Source organism: Mesorhizobium sp. M7A.F.Ca.MR.362.00.0.0 (assembly GCF_004023175.1).
Classification (GTDB): Bacteria; Pseudomonadota; Alphaproteobacteria; order Rhizobiales; family Rhizobiaceae; genus Mesorhizobium.
Window position 1 is genome coordinate 1 of the sequence record NZ_RZTF01000020.1, and the last position, 3,314, is coordinate 3,314.

The 3,314-nt window shown below is 62.7% G+C and carries 6 protein-coding genes; 3 read left to right on the forward strand and 3 right to left on the reverse strand.

Annotated features, from left to right (window positions below):
• Both EOC06_RS04990 and EOC06_RS04995 read left to right on the forward strand, forming a co-directional pair.
• Window positions 1-244: hypothetical protein (locus tag EOC06_RS04990; RefSeq protein WP_306462327.1), on the forward strand; the 244-nt coding region annotated here is incomplete at its 5' end.
• 150 nt (window positions 245-394) lie between these two features.
• Window positions 395-826: a heme-binding protein gene (locus EOC06_RS04995; protein WP_127396328.1), complete on the forward strand. Its 432-nt coding sequence runs from the start codon at window positions 395-397 to the stop codon at window positions 824-826.
• 78 nt (window positions 827-904) lie between these two features.
• On the opposite strand, the gene EOC06_RS05000 is transcribed toward EOC06_RS04995, so the two are convergent.
• From EOC06_RS05000 to EOC06_RS05010, 3 genes are all read right to left on the reverse strand, one after another.
• Window positions 905-1,306 carry a hypothetical protein gene (locus EOC06_RS05000; RefSeq protein ID WP_023810946.1) on the reverse strand — a complete coding sequence of 134 codons (402 nt, stop codon included), beginning with the start codon at window positions 1,304-1,306 and terminating at the stop codon, window positions 905-907.
• 245 nt (window positions 1,307-1,551) lie between these two features.
• On the reverse strand, window positions 1,552-1,734 hold the full coding sequence (gene rpmF / locus EOC06_RS05005; protein WP_008834724.1) for a 50S ribosomal protein L32: 183 nt from the start codon (window positions 1,732-1,734) through the stop codon (window positions 1,552-1,554).
• A gap of 140 nt (window positions 1,735-1,874) precedes the next feature.
• A complete protein-coding gene (locus tag EOC06_RS05010; protein WP_127271462.1) occupies window positions 1,875-2,636 on the reverse strand; it encodes a transglycosylase domain-containing protein in 762 nt (253 codons plus the stop codon).
• Between the two features lie 222 nt (window positions 2,637-2,858).
• Here EOC06_RS05010 and EOC06_RS41715 point away from each other — a divergent pair.
• Window positions 2,859-3,314, forward strand: a 456-nt coding sequence (locus EOC06_RS41715; RefSeq protein WP_245469338.1) for a polyprenyl synthetase family protein, incomplete at its 3' end; no start/stop codon positions are given.

A 3,314-nucleotide genomic window follows, 5' to 3' on the forward strand; every position in this document is an offset into this window, starting at 1 on the left:
GGATAAGGTCTTGGTTGAGAACTCTCGGGATGCTGCCCGCGCACGCGCCGACCTGCGCTTCAAGAAGCAGGAAGAGGCGGCAACCGTCCGCCAGAAGGCGATGGCCGAATACGTCGCCGAGAGCGACGCCCGCCAGGCCAAGACCAACAAGCTGCGGGCGCTGCGTCTCGCCAAGGAAGCCGAAGACCTCGCCAACGCGCCGGCGGAACCTGCCAAGAAGCCGGCCCGCGCCAAGAAAAAATAACCTGAAGCCGCACAGGCACCAACTCCTATCCGGGAGGCTGTGACGGTCGCTTCCATCCCACCTTTCACGCGAAGCAATTTCAACCGAAACCGGGATGTTATCTCGCCCGTCGACGGTCGATGATCGACGCCTTTCAGACAGGAGACCGCCATGACCGCACTGCCGCTCGAAAAAGCCAGGCAAATCATCGATGCCGCCTTTGCCAAGGGCTCCGATCTCAAGCTTAAGCCGCTTGGCGTCTCAGTGCTCGACGCCGGCGGGCATCTGGTCGCCTTCCAGCGCCAGGACGGCGCCTCGTTCCTGCGCCCGCAAATGTCGGCCGGCAAGGCCTTTGGTGCGCTCGCCATCGGCATGGGCTCGCGCAAAGTCGAGGCTTTCGCCAAGGAGCGCCCGCACCTCGTCGCCGGCATCTCGGACGTCTCTGGCGGACGCGTGCTGCCGGTCGTCGGCGGCGTGCTGATCCGCGACAAGACTGGCGCTATCATCGGCGCCGTCGGCATTTCCGGCGACACCTCGGACAATGACGAAGCCGCGGCCATCGCCGGCATCGAGGCCGCCGGCTTCACCGCCGATCCGGGCTGAGCGTCGGGGACGTTACGGGCGTTTCCGACAACTGTCAGCGCAAGCGCCCGTCAAACTTCCGCCTTCCGCGCTGGGGACCTAATTCAGATTGATGTCTCGGCTGGCCGATCGCATCGACACTGCGAATCCGGCCAGCACGTCGAACAGCGCGATGACCATCAGCGTGAAGAAGACGGAATGGGCCGCGCCCTTCACCAGCAGGAACTCGACCAGGAAGGCCACGAACACCAGCGTCGACAGAAGATGGTCCATGATCGAGGCGTTGGTCGTGCGCACCGACTTCGCCATTTCGAGGAACAGGAAGACCAGCCCGATCAGTATCATCAGGTCGCCCAGCGTCATCGAGAACACGCCGCCCGACATCATACTGAAGGAGAAGACCTCGCTCGCCCAAGGATCGTCACCGCTGCCGAAAATTCCCAACAGTCCGAGGTTGTAGAGCACGAAAGGCACGATCAGCAGCGGAATGGCACCGAACATCTGGCGTCTCCATGTGGGGGCAATCCTTTGTAGAATGCGCCACAGGCACGCCGTCAAGATGTTTCGATGGCAGCGTTGAACACGGTCGAAGACCGCACGCAACAACCATGTCAGCCGGTTGCCGGCCGAAGGATTTGCAACGCCTGCGGTGCACGCCTCGAAATGCGCTGCCGGCCGGCCCAAACGCAAAAGGACCAGCCACCGGCCGGTCCTTATGGAAATTCAAACCTTTGAAAAAGCTTTTCTCAGCTTTCCTTGGGCGTCAACACCTGACGACCGCGATACATGCCGGTCTTCAAGTCGATGTGATGCGGACGGCGCATTTCGCCGGAATTCTTGTCCTCGACATAGGTCGGGGCCTTGAGGGCGTCGGCCGAGCGGCGCATGCCGCGCTTGGACGGAGAGGTTTTACGTTTCGGAACGGCCATGGATATGCTCCACTACATGGTCAAAAGCCCCGCCCGCCCTCGTGAAAGGGCCATGTCGGGGCCTAAATCTGAGAAAGTCGGGTGCCTATACACGCCCTGTGCCGTTTTGGCCAGCACTGGCGCGAATTTTTTTGGATCGGCTAGCGGAGACAACCGACATAGGCGCCGGAGCGGCCGGCGCGCCGCTCGATCAGATTGGCGAGCCGCCTCAAGCCAGGCCCGGGTTTGGCCGGATTGCGGGCGATCGGATTTGGCAAGGAAACCGCAAGCAAGGCGGCCTGCCGTCGCGACAGCTGTTTTGCCGAAACGCCAAAATGGTGCTGTGCCGCGGCCTCGATGCCGTAGATGCCCGGGCCCCACTCGGCGATGTTGAGGTAGATTTCCATGATGCGCCGTTTCGACATCACCGCATCGAAATAGACGGCCAGCGGCAATTCGACCACCTTGCGCACCGAGCCCAGCGGCCGCGACCACAGAAACAGGTTCTTTACCGTCTGCATGGTGATGGTCGAGGCACCGCGCGTCGCTTCGCCGGCCAACGCGTCGTCGACGACGCCTCTCAGCTCGCCGAGATCGACGCCACGATGAAAGCAGAACTGCCCATCCTCCGACATGATGACGGAATTGGCCAGCACCGGCGACACGTCGTCGATCGACACCCAGCGGCGGTCGTAACCGGAGAACGTCGCCAGGTCCTTCAACATCAGCGTCGAGACAGGATGCACGAAGAACGGCAGGTAGAGAAAGGTCAGCACGACCGGAATCAAAGCCAGCACCGCGGCCACGACGATGCCGCGCCGGACCCAGCGTTTGAGACCCCGGCGATTTACGCCTCGCGATCTCGTCGCCATGTCCAGCTTTTCGGTTTCATGATCGACGATCGGTTCCGCCAAGCCGCCCAACCCGTGCTAGAGAGCTCGTTTTGAAACGCGCTCCTGTGAGTCATGTGACGGTGTTTTCGAGAACCGGAGCGGAGCGTACATTAGAGTACGCAAGCACCGGAAGCGCAGAAAACGCCCTCAGATGACCGCAGGAGCAGAGTTTCCAAACGGGCTCATACTGCTCCGGCATAATGGCGCTTGCCTTCTTGCGCAACGTCTGAGTGTCGGCTACCGGTCCGGGCCATGACGAATGACGACCAAATGGCGTTCGAAATGGCGCTCATCCGACGCGCTGCCGCCGTCGAGGTGCTGCTGCGGCGGCTGCTCGACGACCGTGCGCTTTCGGGCGAGATCGCGCGGCCTGAGCGGCTGATGGCAGCCATGCGGCACGGCGTGCTGAACGGCGGCAAGCGCCTGCGCCCCTTCCTGGTCATGGAAAGTGCCGCCCTTTTTTCCGCCGATGGCGAGGCGGCACTGCGTGTCGCCGCCGCACTTGAATGCGTGCATTGCTATTCGCTGGTACACGACGATCTGCCCGCCATGGACGACGATGACCTGCGTCGTGGCCAGCCGACCGTGCACAGAGCCTTCGACGAGGCGACCGCCATTCTGGCTGGCGATGCCTTGCTGACGCTGGCCTTCGACATCATCGCCGGCGAGGCGACCGCCCTGCCGGCGGAGCGGCGGGCGGCCCTGGTG